Genomic DNA, 19,697 nt, shown 5'->3' with positions numbered 1-19,697 from the left:
ATCCAATGAAGACGCCGGTAATTATTGACGGAGTTCGTACCGCTATTGGTCGACATGGAGGAGCTTTAAAAGATGTTCGTCCAGATGATCTAGGAGCTGTAGTCATCAAGAAATTATTAGAACGAAACCCGATTGATCAGGAGCTGATCGATGACGTCATCTTCGGTTGTGCCAATCAAGCTGGAGAAGATAATCGAGATGTAGCAAGGATGTCCCTGCTACTTGCGGGGTTGCCTGTGACTGTCCCTGGTGTTACGGTTAACCGTCTATGTGGTTCAGGTTTAGAGGCTGTCAATCAATCCGCTAATGCCATTGCGGCTGGTCGTGGTCAGGTTTACCTTGCCGGTGGTACGGAAAGCATGACCCGTTCACCCCTAGTTATGATTAAACCGGGAACGGCTTATCAAAGAGGAAACATGCAAATGCATGACACCACTTTAGGGTGGAGACTGATTAATCCTAAAATGGATGCGGCGTATACGATATCTCTAGGTGAAACGGCAGAAAATGTAGCCGAACAGTTTAACATCAGCCGTGAGGCGCAGGACGAATTTGCTCTTGCAAGCCAACAAAAGTATGGCAAAGCTCTAGCAGAAGGAAAGTTTGCTTCTGAGATTGTGCCTGTGGAAATCAAAGGGCGTAAGGGCGATGTTACGATCTTCGATCAAGATGAGCATCCGCGTCCAGAAACGACCATGGAGCAGCTGGTGAAGTTGAAACCTGCATTTAGACAAGGAGGAACGGTTACGGCGGGTAATTCCTCTGGTTTAAATGACGGAGCAGCTGCACTGCTTATGATGGATGAAGAGATGGCACAGCAGTTGGGTCTAAAGCCGAAAGCAAGAGTAATAGCTTCAGCGGTGGCAGGGGTAGATCCGACAATTATGGGTATTGGACCTATACCAGCCACGAGAAAGGCATTAAAGCAAGCCGGATTAACGGTTGACGACATTGATTTATTTGAGTTTAATGAAGCATTTGCTGCTCAAGCGCTTGCCTCTATTCAAGAATTAAATGTTGATATGAATAAAGTGAATGTGAATGGGGGAGCGATTGCCCTAGGTCATCCGCTAGGATGCAGTGGAGCTCGTATCTTGACTACTCTTCTTCATGAGATGGAAAGACGACAAGTACGTTATGGTTTGGCTACGATGTGTATTGGTGTAGGCCAGGGGATTGCTACTATTATTGAGCGCGTATAAGATACATTGTTCAAGATGTGTAAAAAAAAGCCACGAGGGCATTAAACTCGTGGCTAAACTCTTAATACTTGAGATAAAAATAAGGTAATTTCCCCTCTGGTAAAAAATTGCCCTTCTTCGCCTTCATCAGGGAGAACAAGAGCGGTTGAAACCGAGAAGATCTCTGAATTTTCAGGTGTGTAAAAAAGGAGCTGAACCATTTCGTTATTAGGAAACAGCCACGTTACTAACTCACAATTCGTTGTCGTGCTGCTATTAACATTGATGATGTAGTCTTCATAAGGATAGGTTTCCTCGTGTTGTATTGCAATTTCTGTCCCCTCGTAATAATGAAGCAAGGTTCTGGCCATCATTCGCAGTCCACCTTTCCGTATTGAATTTCTCTATTTTATCCCTAAATGAGCACTTATATAGAGGCTCTGTTAGATCGTATTGTTGAGATTGTTTATTGTACATCAATTACTTTTCCAATGGCAATAAACCGGTTTAGTTGTTCACAAAAACTTAACAAACAAAAACGCTGCCAGTTTAAAAGAAGACTATATCAAAGATTCAAAAAAATAAATTGACGACGTAAATTGTATTTAATATAATAACGTTAATAATACGTTATACTAAAATATCGTCATACAATAACGTGAAACGGATGCAGTCGTTAACATAATAGTGCATAATAGATAAGACGATTTTTAAAGGAGTTGATCTCATTGAAGCCCCAATCGCTGCTATTTACTATATATGGGGAATACGTAAGGCATTATGGAAGCGAGATATGGGTGGGGAGTTTAACGAAGCTGATGGGGGAATTCGGTATGACGGAGCAAGCTGTTCGAGCGGCGATCTCCCGAATGCTTAGACAGGGATGGTTAGAATCTAAGAAGCTAGGTAATCGAAGCTATTATTCGATGTCGAGTCGTGGGAAGAAAAGACTAGATGAAGCTGCTGCCCGTATTTACAAGGTGGACAGTCAGGGCTGGGACGGAACTTGGTGTATTGCTAGTTATAATATTCCTGAAGATCATCGCAAGCTGCGGGACCAGCTGCGTAAGGAGCTTAGCTATTTAGGATTTGGGATGTTAACTAATAGTACGTGGATTTCCCCTAATGACTTGGTTGATCGACTGAAGGATATCACACATGCCTACGAAATTAATGATTATGTTGAAATCTTCTCGGCTTCCCATCTAGGCTGGAGTGAAGCGCAACAATTAGTTCAGAAGTGCTGGAATCTAGAAGAGATTAATGAATCATATAAGGAATTCATTAATATATATCAGCCACAATACAAGGAACACATGGAACAAATGAACAAGAAGCAAGAGATTCCAGATAATGAATGCTTTGTAGAGAAGACAAAGTTAGTCCACCACTATCGGAAATTCTTGTTTATTGACCCTGATCTTCCAGAAGAATTACTCCCAACTATTTGGTTTGGGGGAGAGGCAGATGAGCTGTTCAAAAATTATTACAACCTACTTCATCCAGGAGCGGTTAAGTTCTTTGAAGGCGTTTACGAACCGATTCCAGTGTAGCTTCCAGAATTAAATATGTAAGGGCTCTAAAGCTTAAGGAATTAGAGCCTTACTATAGATAATAAAAAAAGAGAAACAACTGTTTTGGGAGGGAGAGGAAGTTTTTTAGTCCTGATGAAACCGTATTCAAAGAAACTAAGTTGGTGGGAGAACTAGGGAATCTGAACTAGGGGGGGGAACGTAAGTGACAGAGTTATTTCAGTATATTGCAAACGGTATCGTTTCTGGCGGTATTTATGCCATTGTCGCAGTTGGATTTATCACAATCTATAACGTAAGTAAAGTAATCAACATGGCCCAAGGAGAGTTCCTAATGCTCGGGGGGATGTTGACGGTTACATTTATTAGTATGAAGCTTCCCTATGCTGGGGCATTCATCCTGGCAGTGCTACTTGTAACTGGGCTAGGGATCTTAATTCAAAAAGGAATTATAGCCAACGCAAAAAATGCCAATCCAGTTAGTTTGATTATCTTAACCATTGGGGTGTCCATCCTCATTCGTGGATTAGCGAGCCTCTTTTGGGGGAAGGATCCCTTCGCACTAGAACCATTAACAAGTAATAATCCAGTTTCTGTAGGCGGTGTAAATGTAGCACAACAGAGTATCTGGGTTATTCTATCGGTATTACTTATTCTTTTAGGTTTATGGTATTTGATGGACAAGACGATGTTAGGTAAGAAAATTAATGCCTGTTCTGTCAATCCTTTAGCAGCTAGATTAATGGGAATTAGTCCTTCGAAGATGACCATGCTGTCCTTTGCGATCAGCGCGGCAACAGGGGCTGTTGCAGGAATCGTGATCGCTCCGTTAAGTGTTACTGCTTATGATGTTGGAGTGCTGCTAGGGGTAAAAGGTTTTGCTGCAGCGATCCTTGGTGGGTTAGGAAATCCGTTAGGTGCAACGGCAGCAGGGTTCTTGTTGGGATTATTGGAATCAATGGGGGCAGGTTACGTAAGTTCAGGTTTAAAGGATGCCTTTGCCTTTTTGATCCTCATTGCGGTACTACTGATTAAACCAACCGGACTCTTTGGAGAACGCAGTGTTGGAAAGGGAGGCCTGTAATGAATAAAGACAAAAAATTCAGAAAAGGCATATTGGTTTATCTACTAATTGTTCTGCTTTTTCCTATTGTAATTACGGATGATTACTATCAATCGGTTGGAGTTATTATTGGACTTCATGCTATTGTTACCATTGGTTTGTGTTTAGTGATGGGGCTTGCAGGACAGATTTCACTTGGACAGGCTGCATTTTGGGGATTAGGAGCTTACACATCTGCTGTATTAACAACGAAATACGGAGTACCACCAGCACTTGGTCTAGTGGCAGCGGCGCTAGTACCTGGATTCTTTTCCTACCTGTTAGCTCGAGCAATCGCTGGTTTGCAAGGTTACTACCTAGCGATGGCTACTCTTGCTTTTGGATATATCGTCCAAATTGGAATTAAAGAGTGGGAACCTGTAACCGGTGGAGCTAATGGGATCATCGGGATACCTTCTATCGCTTTCTTTGGCCAATCAGAGATGGGAATGTACTATCTTGTTTGGGGATTTGTAACACTTGTTTTGCTTTTCTCTTTAAATATTTTGAATTCCCGTGTTGGACGTGCTTATCGCGCTATTCATAAGAGTGAAATTGCTGCAACATCCATGGGAATTGATGTTCGAGAATTTAAGTTAAGTGCATTCGTAGTAAGTGGAATGTTTGCTGGGATTTCGGGCGGTCTCTATGCTCACTATATTGGAATTCTAGATCCACAGCCATTCGGTATGCATGAATCTATTGTCTTTATCACAATGGTTGTGGTAGGTGGTATGACGAGTATATGGGGGGCTCTAGTAGGGACGGTCATTATTGAGCTTATTAGCGAAGGCTTAGTAGCTGCTAGTCACGTCATTCCTGGACTTAAGGGAGATATCGATACGATTGTATTCGGAGCCATTCTTGTTCTTATCGTCATGTTTATGCCAGAGGGACTCGTTCCTCGTATTCGAGCAGCTTATCTAAAATATCAGGTGAAGAAGTCAGAGTATCCTCAACAGAAAAAGGAAGGGAAGACGGTAGCATGACGGAAAAACTACTAGACGTTCAGCAGATCACAATGGATTTTGGTGGGGTCCGTGCCGTTAATAATGTTTCCTTTGAAGTAGGTGTAGGAGAGATTGTAGCTCTTATTGGACCCAATGGAGCAGGGAAGAGTACCGTATTAAACATGGTTTCTGGTGTTCTTCTACCGACACAAGGAGAAATATTCTTTAAAAACCAGAGACTATCAAGAGTGAAGGGTCATGAGTATCCAGGTCTGGGCATTGCTCGAACCTTTCAGAACTTACAAACCTTTGATGATATGACTGTTCTAGAGAATGTTATGGTAGGCTTTCATTCTAATACGAAGTCAGGAATTCTATCGTGTGGCCTAAAGCTTCTTTCCTCTCGTAAGGAAGAAACAGAGATGTATGACCGTGCCTACGAATTGCTTAAGTTGGTTGGGATTGCAACACTAGGACATCATCAGGCAGGAAGCCTATCCTATGGTAAACTTCGCCTCATGGAGATTGCACGTGCCCTTGCTACGAATCCTAAATTGCTGTTATTGGATGAACCTGCTGCGGGTCTAAACCATTCGGAAACCCTAGAGATGACTGAGATGTTTAAACATATTCGAAAGCAGGGTACTGCCATCCTTCTCGTAGAGCATGACATGGATATGGTTATGAATGTAGCGGATCGAATTGTTGTACTAGATCAAGGAGGAAAAATTGCAGAAGGCCTCCCTGCAGAGATTCAAGAGAACCCGAAGGTCATCGCTGCCTACTTAGGACAGGAAGATGAAGCGGCAGAAGAACAGTCCGTACAAGGGGGAGTGTAAGGCTTATGGCAGCTAAAACCATATTACAAGTACAAAATATTACAGCCCGCTATGGTCCTGTTCAGGTTCTTCATGGGATTAATATGAACGTAAAGGAAGGGGAAATCGTTTCCCTTCTTGGCTCCAATGGTGCGGGAAAAACGACACTATTAAACTGTATTTGCGGTTTGCATGCGGCAAAGGAAGGAAGCGTTGAATTTGATGGTCAGAACATAAGCTCCGTTCCAGCCGAGAAAGTTGTATCCTTAGGGATGGCGCATGTACCGGAGAGAAGACAGATCTTCTCTACGCTATCTGTTGAGGATAATCTATGGCTCGGTGCTTCCCATCGAATGCCTAAGGTGAGTAAGAAAGAGATTCTTAAAGAAATGGACACCATCTACCAGCGCTTTCCGATTCTTTCGGAGAGAAAGTGGCAGATGGGCGGGACATTATCCGGAGGACAACAGCAGATGTTGGCTATAGGACGTGCCCTACTGTCTCGACCTAAACTCCTTCTACTCGATGAGCCATCTCTAGGTTTAGCTCCATTAATAGGGAAGGAAATCTTGCAAATTGTTCAGGAAATACGAAATCAATGGGGAACGACTGTTTTGTTAGTAGAGCAGAATGCTAGAGCGGCTCTCGCCATCTCTGACCGCGCTTATGTGTTGAATACCGGTAAAGTCGCTATGGAAGGTAGTGCAGCGGAAGTCTTGAAAGATCCTAGGGTTCAATCTGCTTATTTAGGGAAAGCCCACGCTTAGGTGTTATTGCAAGATAACATAGATGTTTATTGTATAAAAATTAAAGGGGGATTTTTTCGAATGAGAAAGCTGATCAAAAAGAGTTTACTACCAATTATGACTGCTTCCTTAATGTTGATGACGGCTTGTTCTGGGGGTGGCTCCGGTACACCGGCAGCTGAACCAGCTTCATCCAACAGCAATGCAGAAGCGCCGGCAGCAACAGATCCAATTAAGATTGGAGCTATCTTCTCATTAACGGGTCCTAACAGTCCGCTTGGTGTACCTGAAAAGCAAGCAGTTGAGCTTTTAATGAAGGAAATTAATGCAGAAGGCGGCGTGAATGGACGCCCATTAGAGGTTATTTTTGAAGACGACAAATCTGATAATACAGAAGCCGTAAAAGCTATTAAAAAGCTTGTTTCTTCTGATAAAGTAACAGCGGTATTAGGTTCTTCTGGTAGTGGTCCATCTCTTGGAATGGCAGAATATGCTTCCAGCCAGAAGGCTACCATGATCTCCATGGCAGCTGCTGACCAAATTACGAACCCTGTACGTGCTGGCATCTTTAAAACACCTCATACGGACGTACATGCTACCAAGCGTGCTTATAAGTTCTTCCAAGAAAAAGGATGGGACAAAGTTGCAATTCTTTATGATAGCAACTCCTATGGAAGCGGATTTGCTGTTCAATTAAAGAAGTTTGCTCCTGACTTTGGAATTACTATTGTTGCTGAAGAAAAATATGGAACACAGGATCCTTCTATGAGCTCCCAGTTAACAAAGATTAAGGGAACGGATGCTCAAGCTATCTTTATTGCAGGTACAAACCCTGGACCGGCTACAATTGTTAAGGAAGCAAAACAACTTGGGGTTAACATCCCGATCGTAAGCTCCCACGGTAGTGCAAATGGTAAATTCTTAGAACTAGCTGGCGATTCTGCTAATGGTGTTTACATGGTTGCTGGTAAGTTGCTTGTAGCTGATCAAGTAGATCCAAGTGATTCCCAAGCTGCTATTATCAAGAAGTTCGTTGAAGGCTATCAAGCGGCTTACAATGCTCCAGCTGATGGTTTCGCGGGTTATGGTTATGATGGATTAAACATTCTTGTAGAAGGGTTAAAATTAGCTGATGGAGATGCTGCGAAGCTTGCTGATGCCCTACAACAAGTGAATTATGTTGGAGTAACAGGAGAGTTTAAGTTTACTGCTGAAGACCATAACGGTCTACATGAAGACAGTATGATTATGGTTGAAGTGAAAGATGGTAAGTACGAGCTAGTTAAGTAGTCACCTATGGAGAAAAGAGGGTTCTTTAACCCTCTTTTTTTTGACCAAAGATGGTAAAAGGAGCGGGTATTATCATGTCGGAAATCTTAAAAAGCTTGTTAGCAGTTGCTCCTATTCTAAGTAAGGGGCTTGTCTACGATTGTATGGTAGGAGTTACAGATACGGAAAAATTTCTTGCTTATTATCCGGGAGGAAATCTGGATTTGAAAATTAAAGTGGGGGATCAGTTACGTCCAGGAAGCATTAATTATACGGCGGTAAAGGAAAAGAAGAGAATTATGAAGGTTGTACCTCGAGAAGTTTATGGGATCCCCTATATTGCCGTGGGCTTTCCCATTGTAGAACATGGCCAAGTGGTTGGTTGCTTAGCAACCGGTGTTTCTACAGACCGTGAGGACCGTTTGAAGGCCATGGCAGATGAATTAGCTGATGCCGTTGGTAACATTATGCTCAACACAGAACAGGTCTCTAAATCCTCGATTCAACTGGCTTCTACAAGTCAGGAAATTAGCTCCTCTACACATATTGTTCGGCAAAGAATAGAGGAGACCTCGAAGATGAGTGAGTTGATTCGGAATGTATCCACACAGACCAACATTTTAGGAATTAACGCAGCTATTGAAGCAGCCCGAGCTGGTGTTCACGGAAGAGGTTTTTCTGTGGTGGCTGAGGAAATTCGAAAATTGTCCGACAGCACGGCGTCCTCTACTCAATCTATTTCCCGCCATCTTCAAGAAATGAGTCAATTGATTTCGGTTGTAACTCAAGAAATGGAAAACACAAATCAATATACCTTACAGCAATCATCCCAACTGCAAGAGCTTTATTCTGTCATTCAGAGACTACATGGAATGGCGGAAGAGCTAAAGAGTCTAGCCAAGCTAGAAGTAAAGTAAGAAACAACTATACCAATTTACTAAATATTAAGGTCAGTGAATGAATTCGGAATATCCTATTGACAAGAATATATGACGGTATGTTATTATAACGTTATAAAAACGTATTACGATCTGTGCATATCGTAATAGATGGCTAGCGTAGATAAACAACGGGGCTGACTATGTGTTGAAAGGGGAGGTTTAAATGGTAAAGATGGTTGAAAAGGCAGAGATGGTAACGACTCAAGAAGAGCAAGCGAAATACAATGAGTTTATTGCAAAGATTGGACGTGGAGAAAAGATTGAGGCAGACGATTGGATGCCAGAAGATTACCGTATTCAGTTGATTAAACTTATCGCTATGCATGGTCTTAGCGAGATTATGGGAGCGTTTCCCGAGAAGGAGTGGGTACCTAAGACTCCTACCTTAAAGAGAAAGCTATCCCTCATGGCTAAGGTTCAAGATGAAGTTGGACACGGACAATTACTCATTCGTGTTGCGGAAGATTTAATGAAGCCACTGGGTAAGTCCAGAGAGGATATTATGTCTGATTTATTCTCCGGTAAATTGAAGTTCCACAACGTCTTCCATATGGAAACGAAGAGTTGGGCAGATGCTGCACTCATTGGTTGGCTAGTGGATGGAGCTGCGATCGTTACACAGAAGATGTTGGCTCATACCTCTTATGCGCCATACGCTCGTGCACTGAAGCGAATTATCCTAGAAGAAAGATTCCATGCTTACCATGGTGAAGATATGGTTATCGCTCTTGGCGACGGTACGGAGATGCAACGTGAGATGATGCAAGACGCATTAAACCGTTGGTGGCCAGCTCTGTTAATGTTCTTCGGTCCACCAGAAGAAGGCGGACTCAAGAGTAACCAAGAACAAAATATTCGTTACAAGATCAGATATAAGACAAATGAGGAGTTAAGACAAGAATTCCTTGATAAATATGTCCCACAAATCCAAGCACTTGGACTCAAGGTCCCAGACGAGAATATCTATTACGATGAAGAAAAACAAAAATGGGTATATACTCATGCCGATTACACTTACTTAAGAGATGTTATTGCCAAGAACCAAGGGCCGCGCTCTCAGAACCGCTTGAACCTTCGTAAGATCGGCTTCGAGAATAATGCCTGGGTAAGAGAAGCTCTACTTAAAAAGCAAGAGGAAATCAGCTAGGGAGAGGTGTAATCCATGAGTAACCAAGAAATCAAAGATTATGATGTATACGAGGTCTTCAGCCAGAAGGATTTAACGTCGAAGTTTGAGAGCCAGTTCAGCTTACTGGCTCCAAACCCTGAGATTGCTTTAAGTATGGCACAGGATAACTTCATGCGAAGAGAAGAAGTACCAGCCAATCTTTTTGTCGTCAAGAGAGATCATATTCACTACATGTCTCCTGAGAACCGCCAAGCACTTCTTCGCCTTGAGAATAAGGACTATCGTCAGCCAGCTCACTATGGATACATTCCATCGAAGTGGCGTGAGTTAAAAGAAAAAAACACACCAAGTGCAAAAGTGTAAGGGATAAAGGGAGGGGCGAGTAAAGTGAGTAAAATATATCAAACACCAGAAGAAGCGAAGCAAGACCAACAATACTTGGAAACCTTAGCTGAACTAATTTACCAATTAGCAGATGATGACCTATTAATTAGCCACCGTGGATCCGAATGGTTAGGATTAGCTCCACATATCGAAGAAGATGTTGCCTTCTCCTCGATTACTCAGGACACGATGGGCCATGCAGCTATGTATTATCAAATGCTAGAAGAACTGGGATTTGGGAAGGCCGATGACATCGCTCATCTTCGTAAGCCAGAAGAGTATCGGAATGCTGCTCTTACAGAACGAGTGAATGGTCAAGGACACTATAAAGAAAATCCTGATTATGACTGGGGTTACGCAATTATGCGTAATTATGCCTATGAAGTATTTAAGAAAGCTCGCCTTGATGCATTAGAGAATTCCTCTTACGCTCCATTAGCTGATACGGCAGCTAAAATTAAGAGAGAACAATTCTATCATCTATATCACTGGGAAGTATGGATTGATCAGCTTTCTCACAGCACAGAAGAAGCTCAAAACCGTCTGAATGCTGCACTTAAGAAGACTTGGGAAGACGTTTCCTCTTTATTTGACCTTGGATCTAAGGGTGCGAAGATGGTTGAGCTTGGACTAATTGAATCTGTGGATGTGTTGAAGGAGAAGTTCATCAGCAGAATCCAAGCTAAAATAGAAGGTGCTGGACTGGAATGGCCAGGTGAGTTTAAAGCGCTTGAGACAACTGGAAGAGAAGGAAAGCATTCTCAAGAATTTGTTGATGCGTTAAATGAACTTAACGAAGTTTATAAGCTAGACCCGCAAGCATCCTGGTAAGAGGAGTTGGTTACGATGCAAGAGGCATTAACGTCGCTTGAGAAACAGGTTTGGGAAAAACTTCAGCTCGTTACAGACCCTGAAATCACTTCCGTAAGCTTGATTGAAATGGGAATGGTCGAAGCGGTCGAGATTGCTGAAAGCAAAGTGACCGTTCGAATGATTCCAACGTACATTGGCTGTCCAGCATTAAATATGATGGAAAATGATGTCGTGAAGTCCGTATCAGATATTGAAGGAATTGACGAGGTAGAAGTGATTTTCCTTAAGAAGCCGATCTGGACTTCCGACCGCATTACAGCGGAAGGAAGAGAAAAGTTAAAAGAGTATGGAATTGCACCTCCACCCCTTGAATCTAAGCAAGAAGGGGTTTGGGAGATTGAATGCCCATATTGCAACTCTCCTAAAACTGTTATGAATAATATTTTTGGACCTACAGCCTGTCGTAGTATTTTTTACTGTAATAGCTGTAAGAATCCTTTTGAAGCGATTAAACCTGTCTAAGCTAAACCTTTAGTGAGATAAAACCTAGGAGGGAATTATGTCGGATTTAGTGAAAAAGATGTATATTAACGGAGAATGGATTTTAGCAGAGAGCGAAGAAACCTATGAAGTCATTAATCCGGCAACGAGTGAACCGGTTGGTGTAGTTAGCTATGGAGATGATCGTGACACAGCGAAGGCGATTGATGCTGCTCATGCCGCATTCAAAGGTTGGTCTCAGCTAACCGCTCGCGAAAGATCAAAGTATCTGAACAACCTGTATGAATTAATTCGCAAGAACCGTGATGAGCTAGCTGCTATCATGTCCGCAGAAATGGGTAAACCACTTGGAGAAGCGAAGTTTGAGGCACTTGGTGCTGCAGACAACTTTATGTGGTATGCCGAAGAAGGGAAGCGGATTTACGGTGAAACGATTCCTTCCTCTATGGCCAATAAGCGTTTGATGGTTATCAAGCAGCCTGTTGGTGTTGTTGCAGCGATTACTCCTTGGAATTTTCCTGTTAACATGTTAGCAAGAAAAATTGCCCCAGCGTTAGCTGCAGGTTGTACGGTTGTTGTTAAGCCAGCTATGAAGACCCCTCTTAGTGCCATTCGTATGTTTGAGTTGATCGAAGAGGCCGGGTTCCCTAAGGGTGTTGTAAACCTTGTATTGGGCAAAGCAAGTGCGATAGGAAGAGAGATTACTGAAAATCCTAAGGTGGCTAAGATCACTTTCACCGGTTCTACAGACGTTGGAAAGAAACTGATGGAAGGGGCAGCAAAACAGGTTAAACGAATTAGTATGGAGCTTGGCGGACATGCACCATTCATCGTATTCGAGGATGCAAACCTAGATGCAGCTGTACAAGGATTGTTTGAGAGTAAGTACCGCAACACCGGTCAAATGTGTATTTGTACGAACCGCCTATATGTTCAAGAATCCATTGTGGAGGCGTTCACAGAAAAGCTAATTGAGCGCTTGAAGAATACCAAAGTGGGTGACGGAAGAGTAAAAGGGGTTGAAATCGGACCGCTTGTTGATGAGGGCTCTTTAAATAGCGTTATGGCTCACATTGAAGATGCGAAGGAAAAGGGTGGGACGATTGCTTTCGGTGGGAACCGCTTAACTGAAGGAGAGTACAGTAAAGGATTCTTCTTAGAGCCAACGGTTATTACCAACGTAACTCCAGATATGAAAGTTTGCTATGAAGAAACATTCGGTCCTGTTGTACCTATCATTCCTTTCAAGGATGAAGCATCTGTTATTGAAATGGCAAATGATACGGTTTATGGATTAGCTGCTTATGCTTATACGCAAAACAACAGCCGTTGCTTCCGAATTGCTGAAGCGCTTGAATACGGAATTGTAGGAATCAATGATGGCTCCCCTACTCAAACTCAAGCTCCGTTTGGTGGGTTTAAGGAAAGTGGAATTGGTCGTGAAGGTGGACACTATGCATTAGAAGGATTCCTAGAGACGAAATTTGTTTCTTTCGGAATTTAATAGAATAATTAGTCGAATCTATGAATATACTAATTAAATTATGTGGAATATCGACGATAATGCCATATATTCTATGCCGCCAATGAGCGGCTTTTTTTATTTTTATAAAAATGAGAGTGATACCCCTCGGAGCCTGTCGAACATTTCTCTGAGAGTAGACAATCTCTTACAATTTACACCTCTTTCCAGGCTTGTCCTATGCATGTAAAATAAAGGTAACAAATGAAACGGACGGCGTGGCCTAGCCCGGGATCAGGCCAACAGTCAGTCAACTGAAAAACATTAAAGGAGAGTGTAAATAATGGATAAGCTGAATGTAAGAGTAGGTTTAATATTCACTCAAGTAATGTTTTGCGATGGGAATGGAAAACTCCACTACTACCGTGTGATGACTGACCTGGCTAGCCCTAGAAAGAGTATTCGAGAAGTATTTTCTATGATGAAAAAGACTCTTCTTGAAAGTCCTTGGCAAGATGGGAGAAACCCTTTTGATTTAATCCATATCGAATTAAAGTACAAGAATATTAATTATACAAGCATACTTGAATCCTTAAGAGAGGAACTAGGGCACTATCTATCAGAAGGTTGTCTCGTAAATATCCAAACAGTAAATGAAAATGAGGAGGCGGTAGAAATGAAAGAATTCGAGTTGGTGCAAAGCAGACGTTTAGGGAATTTAAGTTATATTCATAAGTCTGACCAAGACCTTACTTCGATCTTCTATATGGAAGGTGTAATATTCCCTTTATACCGTCAAGAGACAGGTATTATGCAAGTTGATGATTCAGTAGAGCAAAAATGGATGAATCGCACAAGTATGGTGTATACCGATAGAAAAGTAAGACCTGAAATGAGAACGAGAGGTCATTATATTTCACAACTGAATACTACAGAACATCGCAGGGGCTCACCGCAAACAAGTCTTGTCGCTGAAAGGCGAAGTGGAGAGAATGCTGTAAAGCTCTGGGACGGATAAGAATTATCTAAAATAATCTGGAAAGAAGGGGGTGGAATAACTCCAAATTGTTTTAAGCGGGTTAAGGCGTCCTTTTAAGGCATAGGATTAACTATGTCTTTTTTTTATTTTTACTTCTCTGTCAGTTGATGTCGATAGAATGCAGAGTTTGTTGAAGGATTTCAGGAACCTTTCTGATGAACTTCTGATAAGATTGAATCTAGATATCCTAACCAAATTGTGGAGGTAAGTATGATGAAATATACTTGTGAGTATTGTTGCCAGATCTTTCAGATGCCAACCAAATGTCCTACGTGTGGAAGTGGCAAGGTAAAAACCCTTATTATTATAAACCAAAAAAATACAGATAAAAAGTAGTTTAGTAGGGCTCATTTAGGCTTATGGCTTACATCACCCATTTCCCTCACTTTTTAACTTTTCCACGAAAGGATCAGCCGTAATAGAATAGGAATACGGTCTGTGGGTAATCATAGTTGTATCCCCCACTAGTTTTGATTAAGGAGCCACAATGGTTCCTTCTTTTTTTGTGCCCTAATCTATGAATGCTATCATATTTGAAGAAGGATTTCTCGAGCAAAGGAACCCCATTTCACTGTCCGCATATCCTATAGGTAAACATCACGTTTGCGATGAGGTGAAAATATGGAAGCGAAGATCGCCTATTTTTCTGCGGAGTTTGGGATAGACGCGTCTTTACCCATCTATTCTGGAGGTTTAGGGGTATTGGCAGGAGATCACGTGAAGGCCGCGAACGATCTAGGTGTTCCGCTAATAGCCGTAGGAATATTATATCGAAGGGGATACTTCCAACAAAGTTTAGATGAGGCAGGGAATCAGCAGGTGTATTATCCCGAGCATCAACCGGAAGATCTACCTATTCTTCCGATTCTAGATGACAATGGTCAGCCTAAATGGATTACTGTTCCCATTGAGGGCCGTACCGTTTACTTAAGGATTTGGAGGGCTGAGGTTGGAGATGTTCCGGTGTATTTATTGGACGCTCATCATGAAAAAAATACTAAAGAAGACCAAAGCTTAACGAATCATCTGTATGGAGGAAACACAGATACAAGGATAGCACAAGAAATCATTCTTGGAATTGGCGGTGTGCGATGTCTTCGTGCGGTTGGGGAAGAGCCTGAGGTTTGGCATATGAATGAAGGGCATTCCGCGTTTATGTCTCTGGAAAGAATTCGAGAATATTCAGCTCAAGGCATTTCTTTTGAAACAGCGCTTGAGGCAGTTAGAGCCTCAACGGTTTTTACTACTCATACTCCCGTGCCCGCAGGACATGATCATTTTTCCTTTGAACAGATGGATCGTTACTTAGGTCAGTATTATTGGCAACTAGGTGCGTCAAGGGAAACGGTATTAGAACTTGGCCGGATTGAAGATCGGTTTAATATGACTCGATTAGCAGTAAGTACGGCATGCAAGGTCAATGGAGTAAGCAAACTTCATGCAGAAGTCACCAAGGAGCTGTTCCATCAGTGGACGCCAGATATCCCAAAGGAGCATATTCAAGTTACTTCCATAACCAACGGAATTCATACCAAAACGTGGGTTTCAAAGGAGATGGAGAAGCTTTATAACCGATATCTTCAACCGGAGTGGAAGACAAGAATTGCCGAGCGAAAGATTTGGGAAAAAGTAAAAATGGTTTCAAACGAGGAACTTTGGTCAGCTCATCAGCAAGCCAAGCAAGAGATGATCCAAGCATTAAGGCTACCTGATCTTGCATCTACTTTAACGGTTGGGTTTGCAAGGCGATTTGCAACCTATAAGAGAGCATTGCTTTTGTTTAGGGATTTAGAGCGGTTAGAGCAGCTAGTGGGGCAGCTAGAGCGTCCTATTGCCTTTCTTTTTGCTGGTAAAGCTCATCCTGCGGATCTTCCTGGACAGAAGCTCATTCGTCAGATATGGCAGTTATCGCAAGAGGATCGTTTTAAAGATAAGATATTCCTTCTCGAAAACTATGATATGACAAAAGCAAAATATTTAATATCTGGTGTAGATGTTTGGTTGAATACGCCTATCAAACCCATGGAGGCAAGTGGAACCTCCGGGCAAAAAGCAGCAGTAAATGGAGTCCTAAATTGCAGTATCTTGGATGGTTGGTGGGCAGAGGGATATAACGGGAAGAACGGGTGGGCCATTGAAAGTGGAACACACCATTCTCCTGAAGAGCAAGATCAGGCAGATAGTGAAGAGCTTTATCGTTTGTTAGAAGAAGAGATTGTACCTATGTATTATCAAGAGCATACAACCTGGGTAGATAGGATGAAGGAATCCATTCAAACCCTTACCCCTGTTTTCAGTACTAGTTGTATGTTAGCTGAATATTGGGGTAAGCTGTATATTCCCACAGCCATTAGGGGGCGGAGATTTGCGGAAAATGGGTTAGAAGTTGCGAAACGTGTGTCTTCCTACAAGAAGTTTATTCGAGAAAACTGGCACCAAGTGCATATACAGAAGGCAGAATTAGTTGCTACCTATCCCAAAGTATTTACAGCTCATTGTAAGGTAAGGCTAGGTCCAATCTGGCATAAGGATGTACGCATTGAAGCTGTTGGACATCATGAACAGGAGGGACTATGGCGCAAAGAACTGCAGTTAGTAAAGGAACTTGATCAGGGGTATTACCTCTATGCAGGAAGTTTTCCTGGTACATTGGAGGATTGGAATAAGGCGATGGCAAATGTACGTGTCTTGCCAATCAGTCCAGATTTTTCTCACGATTTTGAGTTGGAATTGGTCAGATGGGGGTAAGACATGAAGCGAGCCTTAGAATGTTATTCTAAAGGCTCGTTTTTTTGTGTGTTGGTTAGTCCTTGCTTTTGATTACCAGCAATAAGCCAGAGTCGATTTCAATTTGTCCCACTTCCTTCACCAGCACATTACTAATTCCAAGCGAGTCTCCAACGTTCAGTGTCGCTTTATTTAAAGGGTATTGAAAACCAGTCAATGTTATTCCTGTAACTTGCAGGCTGAGAGGAAGAAGGGAGACGTGGTTATAATGGCTTTTTTCTACTTCCAAGTATCGATCCATAATCATAAGCTCATTTTTTTCATCGATGATGCGGCATGGAATTCTTTTTTCCAACCCTCTTCGTAATAAATGAACATTGGCCAGAGAATGATCAAATCGCGTACCAAGAGCACCAAGAAGCAAGATCTCTTCAGTGTTTTGCTTTAAAGCCCATTCAAAAGCCATTTCCGTATCGGTTTGGTCCTTCATAATCGGATCGCAATCGGAGTAGCTTACAGATTGGCGGCGGATAATTTCTCGTTCTTCTTCTGTAACAGAGTCGAAGTCTCCTAGTGCCAAGTCTGGTTGCAAGTGATTTAGAATAAGAAACAACGCTCCGCGGTCCACACCGATTAGCCTATCTCCTTGTTGAATTTCTTCTAGTGCCCAAGAACCAAGATTCCCGCCGGTAAAGAGTAAGATCCGATTTTTCTTTTTCATGATTTTTAGGTCCCCCAGGTCGAAATTGGCATTCGTTCATTAATTATACAACGGGGTAGGGGCGAGGGAAAAGTTATGATATGATACGTAGAGAAAAAGTATAGAAAAGGGGAGCTAAGGTGTTGTTTACAGACTATCAACAAGTAGAACAAGCGATCTGGGAGATCGTCGAGAAAGAGATTATACAAGGAGAATTCATGCAGTCGCTGCTAGCTGGAGAGTGGACACCAGAACAAGTCAGTGAGTTTGCTTTACAATATAGCTATTACAGCCGAAATTTCCCTCGTGTCTTAGGGGCAGCCGTTGCTGCTGTAATGCCTGAGGATGATTGGTGGGTACCGCTAGTCGATAATCTATGGGATGAAGGAGGAAGAGGGAACCCTAAGGCTTATCATTCCAAGCTTTATCATTCTTTTCTGATTACAGCTGCACCGCATGTCTCAACAAATGAGAAATATGTACCGGATTATCCTGTTTCACCGGCAACGGTGGGTGCGGTGGATACGTTTATTTCCTTCCTTCGTTCAGCCACTCCGTTAGAAGCTATGGCATCCATCGGATTAGGGTCGGAGTTGTTTGCGGGAAAAGTGATGGGATTGATTGGTGAAGGGTTGAGCCATGATCGTTATAACCAAGACCGGAAATTAAATTTAACCTTCTGGAAGGTTCATGCTGATCATCATGAGCCTCGTCATTATCAGCTTTGTAAGGATGTTCTTGTACGCTTTACCAGCCAAGAGGATTTACAAACCATCTACCGTGCAGGAGCCTATATCACTCGTTCCGAAGCTCGCTTCTATCAGGGGCTTATGGATCGCATGAAGAGCTTTGTTTAAGTGATCGTGGTCTGACCAAGGATTAGCGGAACGTTTTTCCCTTATTTCATGTTTAGGGGCTAAGATGGCCTTAATAGGGGGAAAAAGTTCCTTTATTCATATATGGAAGCGATTACATCCCTCCACAAAAGGAAATAACGGAAAAAATTCCTCTTATTCTGCTGTAAAACTGTGATTTCTGCAAAATAGGGGAAATTCTTACCGTTATTATTTTTGATGCCCACCAGAATACCAATAAGAGGTATCTGGATATGGCTCACCTCTTATAACTTCCTAAACGCTAACGTAACATTATGACCACCAAACCCTAGAGAATTGCTTAACACGACTCGAATATCCGCTTTTCTAGCTTTATTTGCAACATAGTCTAAATCACAATCTTCATCAGCTGTTTGGTAGTTCATGGTTGGAGGCATGATGCCATCCATGATAGCCTTCACGGAAAAGATCGCCTCAATGGCTCCAGCAGCTCCTAATAAGTGACCTGTCATAGACTTCGTAGAGCTAACGGCTAGCTTGTGGGCGTGCGCTCCAAATACGGTTTTGATCGCAGCGGTCTCATACTTATCGTTGTACGGTGTGCTTGTCCCATGGGCATTAATATAATCAACTTCTTCTGGATGCAACTCACCATCTTCTAAAGCTAGCTGCATCGCTCGAGCACCGCCTTCGCCATCAGGAGCAGGAGTCGTCATATGGTGTGCATCGCCTGTAGCCCCGTAGCCTATGATTTCGGCGTATATCCTTGCGCCACGTGTCATAGCATGCTCTAATTCTTCTAGGATCAGAATCCCACAGCCTTCTCCCATAACAAAGCCGTCCCGATTCTTATCGAATGGGCGACTTGCTGTCGTTGGATCTTCGTTAAAAGAGAGCGCCTTCATGGAGCTGAAGCCAGCCAAAGCCATGTCCGTAATAGGTGCTTCACTTCCCCCTGTGATCATGATATCTGCATCCCCACGTTCTATTACTTTAAAGGCATCTCCAATGGAATTGGCGCCAGAGGCGCAGGCCGTAACCGTACAGGAATTAATCCCTTTTGCTCCAAGGAAGATGGAGACTTGTCCAGAGGCCATATCTGGTATCAGCATCGGGACAAAGAAAGGACTGACTCGCTTATAACCCTTAGCCTCAAAGTTGCGGAATTGCTCTTCATAGCTTTCCATCCCACCATTCCCTGATCCAATCCATACCCCAACACGGGCAGCGTTGTCTTCATTAATTTCAAAGTTGGCATCTTTCATAGCCATCATGGAGGAGGCTACGGCAAACTGGGTAAAGCGGTCCATTCTTCTTCCTTCTTTGAAATCAATATAGTTGCCAATTTCAAAATCCTTTACTTCAGCAGCGACTTTAACTGGAAATTTAGATGCGTCTCTCCTGGTTAAAGGACCAATTCCGCTTTTCCCTGCTAAGAGGTTATTCCAGGTCGTCTCCACATCTAAACCTAATGGAGTAACACAGCCAACACCTGTTACGACAACACGTTTTTTCATTTTTTACACTCCTCAAGAGGTTGTTTTTCGAAATATCCCTATTTGTTATC

The 19,697-nt window shown here is 42.6% G+C and carries 19 protein-coding genes; 16 read left to right on the top strand and 3 right to left on the bottom strand.

Annotated features, from left to right (window positions below; all coding sequences use genetic code 11):
* Window positions 1-5: 5 nt before the first annotated feature.
* Window positions 6-1,202, top strand: a complete 1,197-nt coding sequence (locus tag EIZ39_RS08305; protein WP_129199406.1) for a thiolase family protein — start codon at window positions 6-8, stop codon at window positions 1,200-1,202.
* A gap of 53 nt (window positions 1,203-1,255) precedes the next feature.
* Here EIZ39_RS08305 and EIZ39_RS08300 read toward each other — a convergent pair whose 3' ends face one another.
* Window positions 1,256-1,555 (bottom strand): hypothetical protein, encoded by a 300-nt coding sequence (locus EIZ39_RS08300; RefSeq protein ID WP_129199404.1) that lies wholly within the window; start codon window positions 1,553-1,555, stop codon window positions 1,256-1,258.
* Window positions 1,556-1,909: 354 nt separating this feature from the next.
* On the opposite strand from EIZ39_RS08300, the gene paaX reads away from it, so the two are divergent.
* The 14 genes from paaX to glgP all read left to right on the top strand — a co-directional run bounded on the left by paaX (window position 1,910) and on the right by glgP (window position 16,615).
* The gene (paaX, locus tag EIZ39_RS08295) at window positions 1,910-2,734 is read left to right on the top strand and encodes a phenylacetic acid degradation operon negative regulatory protein PaaX (RefSeq protein ID WP_129199402.1); all 825 of its coding nucleotides are present in this window, start codon (window positions 1,910-1,912) and stop codon (window positions 2,732-2,734) included.
* A 184-nt stretch (window positions 2,735-2,918) separates the two neighbouring features.
* The gene (locus EIZ39_RS08290; RefSeq protein WP_129199400.1) at window positions 2,919-3,797 is read left to right on the top strand and encodes a branched-chain amino acid ABC transporter permease; all 879 of its coding nucleotides are present in this window, start codon (window positions 2,919-2,921) and stop codon (window positions 3,795-3,797) included.
* Complete coding sequence (locus EIZ39_RS08285; protein WP_129199398.1) at window positions 3,797-4,804, top strand: branched-chain amino acid ABC transporter permease; 1,008 nt, start codon at window positions 3,797-3,799, stop codon at window positions 4,802-4,804. Before EIZ39_RS08290 ends, EIZ39_RS08285 begins: the two co-directional genes overlap by 1 nt.
* Window positions 4,801-5,604, top strand: coding sequence for an ABC transporter ATP-binding protein (locus EIZ39_RS08280; protein WP_129199396.1), 804 nt, complete (start codon window positions 4,801-4,803; stop codon window positions 5,602-5,604). Before EIZ39_RS08285 ends, EIZ39_RS08280 begins: the two co-directional genes overlap by 4 nt.
* Window positions 5,605-5,609: 5 nt before the next feature.
* A complete protein-coding gene (locus tag EIZ39_RS08275; protein ID WP_129199394.1) occupies window positions 5,610-6,350 on the top strand; it encodes an ABC transporter ATP-binding protein in 741 nt (246 codons plus the stop codon).
* A gap of 60 nt (window positions 6,351-6,410) precedes the next feature.
* Window positions 6,411-7,619, top strand: coding sequence for an ABC transporter substrate-binding protein (locus tag EIZ39_RS08270; RefSeq protein WP_129199392.1), 1,209 nt, complete (start codon window positions 6,411-6,413; stop codon window positions 7,617-7,619).
* A 74-nt stretch (window positions 7,620-7,693) separates the two neighbouring features.
* A complete protein-coding gene (locus EIZ39_RS08265) occupies window positions 7,694-8,515 on the top strand; it encodes a methyl-accepting chemotaxis protein (RefSeq protein ID WP_129199390.1) in 822 nt (273 codons plus the stop codon).
* A 187-nt stretch (window positions 8,516-8,702) separates the two neighbouring features.
* Window positions 8,703-9,686 (top strand): 1,2-phenylacetyl-CoA epoxidase subunit PaaA, encoded by a 984-nt coding sequence (gene paaA, locus EIZ39_RS08260; protein ID WP_483296027.1) that lies wholly within the window; start codon window positions 8,703-8,705, stop codon window positions 9,684-9,686.
* Window positions 9,687-9,701: 15 nt separating this feature from the next.
* Complete coding sequence (locus EIZ39_RS08255) at window positions 9,702-10,031, top strand: 1,2-phenylacetyl-CoA epoxidase subunit B (RefSeq protein ID WP_129199388.1); 330 nt, start codon at window positions 9,702-9,704, stop codon at window positions 10,029-10,031.
* Window positions 10,032-10,055: 24 nt separating this feature from the next.
* Complete coding sequence (paaC, locus tag EIZ39_RS08250; protein WP_129199386.1) at window positions 10,056-10,883, top strand: 1,2-phenylacetyl-CoA epoxidase subunit PaaC; 828 nt, start codon at window positions 10,056-10,058, stop codon at window positions 10,881-10,883.
* Between the two features lie 15 nt (window positions 10,884-10,898).
* Window positions 10,899-11,387, top strand: coding sequence for a 1,2-phenylacetyl-CoA epoxidase subunit PaaD (gene paaD, locus EIZ39_RS08245; RefSeq protein WP_129199384.1), 489 nt, complete (start codon window positions 10,899-10,901; stop codon window positions 11,385-11,387).
* Between the two features lie 37 nt (window positions 11,388-11,424).
* The gene (locus EIZ39_RS08240; RefSeq protein ID WP_129199382.1) at window positions 11,425-12,870 is read left to right on the top strand and encodes an NAD-dependent succinate-semialdehyde dehydrogenase; all 1,446 of its coding nucleotides are present in this window, start codon (window positions 11,425-11,427) and stop codon (window positions 12,868-12,870) included.
* 301 nt (window positions 12,871-13,171) lie between these two features.
* Window positions 13,172-13,846: a hypothetical protein gene (locus EIZ39_RS08235; RefSeq protein WP_129199380.1), complete on the top strand. Its 675-nt coding sequence runs from the start codon at window positions 13,172-13,174 to the stop codon at window positions 13,844-13,846.
* A gap of 642 nt (window positions 13,847-14,488) precedes the next feature.
* A complete protein-coding gene (gene glgP / locus EIZ39_RS08230) occupies window positions 14,489-16,615 on the top strand; it encodes an alpha-glucan family phosphorylase (RefSeq protein ID WP_129199378.1) in 2,127 nt (708 codons plus the stop codon).
* 55 nt (window positions 16,616-16,670) lie between these two features.
* Here the strand turns inward: glgP and EIZ39_RS08225 are convergent, their stop codons facing one another.
* Window positions 16,671-17,315, bottom strand: a complete 645-nt coding sequence (locus EIZ39_RS08225) for a thiamine diphosphokinase (RefSeq protein ID WP_129199376.1) — start codon at window positions 17,313-17,315, stop codon at window positions 16,671-16,673.
* Window positions 17,316-17,434: 119 nt separating this feature from the next.
* Here EIZ39_RS08225 and EIZ39_RS08220 point away from each other — a divergent pair, with 119 nt between their 5' ends.
* Window positions 17,435-18,151, top strand: a complete 717-nt coding sequence (locus EIZ39_RS08220) for an iron-containing redox enzyme family protein (RefSeq protein ID WP_240675743.1) — start codon at window positions 17,435-17,437, stop codon at window positions 18,149-18,151.
* Window positions 18,152-18,414: 263 nt separating this feature from the next.
* Here EIZ39_RS08220 and fabF read toward each other — a convergent pair whose 3' ends face one another.
* Entirely contained in the window at window positions 18,415-19,647 is a 1,233-nt protein-coding gene (gene fabF / locus EIZ39_RS08215; RefSeq protein ID WP_129199374.1) for a beta-ketoacyl-ACP synthase II, read from the bottom strand.
* Window positions 19,648-19,697: the final 50 nt, after the last annotated feature.

It is taken from the genome of Ammoniphilus sp. CFH 90114 (assembly GCF_004123195.1).
GTDB lineage: Bacteria > Bacillota > Bacilli > Aneurinibacillales > RAOX-1 > YIM-78166.
Note: the sequence above shows the minus strand (reverse complement) of the source record. Positions and strands in the feature narration are given on the sequence as shown.

Excerpts from the sequence above, each read along its gene's own strand:
- EIZ39_RS08305 (WP_129199406.1), top strand. The coding sequence starts at position 6 with ATGAAGACGCCGGTAATTATTGACGGAGTTCGTACCGCTATTGGTCGA.
- EIZ39_RS08300 (WP_129199404.1), bottom strand. The coding sequence starts at position 1,555 with ATGATGGCCAGAACCTTGCTTCATTATTACGAGGGGACAGAAATTGCA.
- EIZ39_RS08285 (WP_129199398.1), top strand. The coding sequence starts at position 3,797 with ATGAATAAAGACAAAAAATTCAGAAAAGGCATATTGGTTTATCTACTA.
- EIZ39_RS08280 (WP_129199396.1), top strand. The coding sequence starts at position 4,801 with ATGACGGAAAAACTACTAGACGTTCAGCAGATCACAATGGATTTTGGT.
- EIZ39_RS08275 (WP_129199394.1), top strand. The coding sequence starts at position 5,610 with ATGGCAGCTAAAACCATATTACAAGTACAAAATATTACAGCCCGCTAT.
- EIZ39_RS08270 (WP_129199392.1), top strand. The coding sequence starts at position 6,411 with ATGAGAAAGCTGATCAAAAAGAGTTTACTACCAATTATGACTGCTTCC.
- EIZ39_RS08265 (WP_129199390.1), top strand. The coding sequence starts at position 7,694 with ATGTCGGAAATCTTAAAAAGCTTGTTAGCAGTTGCTCCTATTCTAAGT.
- paaA (WP_483296027.1), top strand. The coding sequence starts at position 8,703 with ATGGTAAAGATGGTTGAAAAGGCAGAGATGGTAACGACTCAAGAAGAG.
- EIZ39_RS08255 (WP_129199388.1), top strand. The coding sequence starts at position 9,702 with ATGAGTAACCAAGAAATCAAAGATTATGATGTATACGAGGTCTTCAGC.
- paaD (WP_129199384.1), top strand. The coding sequence starts at position 10,899 with ATGCAAGAGGCATTAACGTCGCTTGAGAAACAGGTTTGGGAAAAACTT.
- EIZ39_RS08240 (WP_129199382.1), top strand. The coding sequence starts at position 11,425 with ATGTCGGATTTAGTGAAAAAGATGTATATTAACGGAGAATGGATTTTA.
- EIZ39_RS08235 (WP_129199380.1), top strand. The coding sequence starts at position 13,172 with ATGGATAAGCTGAATGTAAGAGTAGGTTTAATATTCACTCAAGTAATG.
- glgP (WP_129199378.1), top strand. The coding sequence starts at position 14,489 with ATGGAAGCGAAGATCGCCTATTTTTCTGCGGAGTTTGGGATAGACGCG.
- EIZ39_RS08225 (WP_129199376.1), bottom strand. The coding sequence starts at position 17,315 with ATGAAAAAGAAAAATCGGATCTTACTCTTTACCGGCGGGAATCTTGGT.
- fabF (WP_129199374.1), bottom strand. The coding sequence starts at position 19,647 with ATGAAAAAACGTGTTGTCGTAACAGGTGTTGGCTGTGTTACTCCATTA.